The organism is Pseudomonas sp. NFIX10, from assembly GCF_900111955.1.
Lineage (GTDB): Bacteria > Pseudomonadota > Gammaproteobacteria > Pseudomonadales > Pseudomonadaceae > Aquipseudomonas > Aquipseudomonas fluorescens_AA.
On record NZ_FOKH01000060.1, the window covers coordinates 1 to 2646 of the forward strand.

Annotated in this window: 1 protein-coding gene; it reads left to right on the forward strand. The window is 65.1% G+C overall.

Annotated elements, in window-relative coordinates; translation table 11 throughout:
• On the forward strand, window positions 1-2646 hold a 2646-nt coding region (locus tag BM321_RS29195; protein ID WP_139236224.1), incomplete at both ends, for a condensation domain-containing protein.

The following is a 2646-nucleotide window of genomic DNA, read 5'->3' on the forward strand; positions in this document are numbered from 1 at the left end:
GCCCTGCGCCCGTGGTTCGACAAGTACGGCGACGCAGCCCCACAATTGATCAACATGTACGGCATCACCGAAACCACCGTGCACGTGACCTACCGTCCGCTGTCGCTGGCGGACCTGGAACAGGACGCCAGCAGTCCGATTGGCGAGCCGATTGCCGACCTGTCGTGGTACTTGCTGGACGGCGACCTCAACCCCGTGCCGAAAGGCTGCGTCGGTGAACTGTACGTCGGTCGTGCCGGCTTGGCCCGGGGTTACCTGAACCGTGGCGATCTCACTGCGTTGCGGTTTATTCCCGACCCGTTCGGCGACAGCGGCGCACGCTTGTATCGCACCGGCGACCTGGCGCAGTACCGCAGCGATGGCGTCATCGAGTACGTCGGTCGCATCGACCACCAAGTGAAAATCCGTGGGTTCCGCATCGAACTGGGCGAGATCGAAGCGCGCCTGAATGCCCTGGCGTCGGTGCGCGAAGCGCTGGTGTTGGCCCAGGAAGGGCCGAGCGGCCAGCAACTGGTGGCTTACGTCATCCCGGCCCACGCCACCGAAGACGCCGCTGGCCTGCGCGAGCAGCTCAAGACCCAGCTCAAGGCTGACCTGCCGGACTACATGGTGCCGACGCACTTGCTGTTCCTCGAACAATGGCCACTGACCGCCAACGGCAAGCTCGACCGCAAGGCCTTACCCACCGCCGACGCCAGCCAGGTCCAGCAGGACTATGTGGCACCGCGAAGTGAGCTGGAGCAACAGATCGCAGCGATCTGGCAGGACGTGCTCAAGGTCGAACGGGTCGGTCTGAGCGATAACTTCTTCGAGCTGGGCGGCCATTCGCTGCTGGCGACACAGATGGTCTCGCGCATTCGCCAGGCCCTCGGCCTGAACCTGCAACTGCGCCAGTTGTTCGAGAACGCCAGCCTTGAGGCCTGTGTGGCCGCGCTGGTGGACAGCGACGTGGCGCGGCCGGCGAGCATCCCGCGTCTTGCCCGGGACCAGGTGCAATTGCCACTGTCCTACGCCCAGCAACGCCAGTGGTTCCTCTGGCAGATGGAGCCCCACAGCGCGGCGTACCACATTCCGGCGGCGCTGCGGATCCAGGGCGCCCTGGACCTGGAGGCCTTGCAACGGAGTTTCGCCGCCCTGGTGCAGCGCCACGAGAGCCTGCGCACCACCTTCGTCCAGGTCGATGAACAAGCGTTCCAAGTCATTCACGGACAGATGAACCCGGTGGTGATCCCGCAGATGCTCAACGGCGGCAATGAACAGATCCAGGCCTTCGTCCGCCAGCAGATCGCCCAGCCATTCGACCTGCAAAACGGCCCGCTGCTGCGGGTCGGCCTGCTGCGGGTGGCGGCCGACGAACATGTGCTGGTGCTGACCCAACACCACATCGTCTCCGATGGCTGGTCGATGCAATTGCTGGTGCAGGAACTGATCCAGGGTTATGCCGCGTACAGCCAGGGTGAGACCCCGGCATTGGCCGAGTTGCCGATCCAGTATGCCGATTACGCGGTGTGGCAGCGTCAGTGGATGGACGCCGGCGAGCGGGAACGGCAACTGGCGTACTGGACCGATGTATTGGGGGGCGAGCAGCCGTTGCTGGCGCTGCCCACCGACCGGCCGCGTCCGCCCCGGCAGAGCTTTGCCGGCGCACGCCTGGCTGTCGACCTGCCCCAGGCACTGGGCCAACAGCTGCGACAACTGGCCCAGCGCGAAGGCAGCACGTTGTTCATGGTCTTGCTGGCGTCGTTCCAGGCCTTGCTGCATCGCTACAGCGGCCAGTCGGACATTCGTGTCGGCGTGCCCATCGCCAACCGCAACCGGGTGGAGACTGAGGGGCTGATCGGCTTTTTCGTCAACACCCAGGTGCTCAAGGCCGAGGTCGATCCGCAGCAGCGTTTCAGTGCGTTGCTGGCGCAGGTCAAACAGGCGGCCATCGGCGCCGAGGCCCATCAGGACCTGCCGTTCGAGCAACTGGTCGAGGCGCTGCGGCCTGAGCGCAACCTGAGCCACAGCCCGTTGTTCCAGGTGCTGTACAACCACCAGAGCGTTGCTCGCCAGGCACTGCCGTCGTTGCCCGGGCTGGTCATCAAGGCCCAGGACTGGGAAAGCCAGACCGCCCAGTTCGACCTGACCCTCGATACCCTGGAAGCCGAGGGTGAACTCGGTGCGGCGTTGACCTATGCCACTGACTTGTTCGACGCCAGCACTGTGCAACGCCTGGCCGATCACTGGCTGAACCTGCTGCACGGTATCGTCGCCGATCCCCGCCAACGCATCGGTGAACTGCCAATGCTCACGGCCGCCGAGCAACAGCAACACATCGCCCAATGGAACCCGGCGCCGAACAGCTTCTCGGGCGAAGCCTGCCTGCATCAGCGCATCGCCGAACAGGCGCGCTTGCGTCCTGACGCCATCGCCTTGCGTTGCAACGCCCAAACCCTGACCTACGGCGAGCTCAACGCCCAGGCCAACCGCCGCGCCCATCAGTTGATCGCCCACGGCGTCGGCCCGGATGTGCTGGTAGGATTGGCCGCCGAGCGCGGTTTCGACATGTTGGTGGGCCTGCTGGCGATCCTCAAGGCCGGCGGTGCCTATGTGCCGCTGGACCCGACTTATCCCCAGGATCGCTTGGCCTACATGATGCAGGAC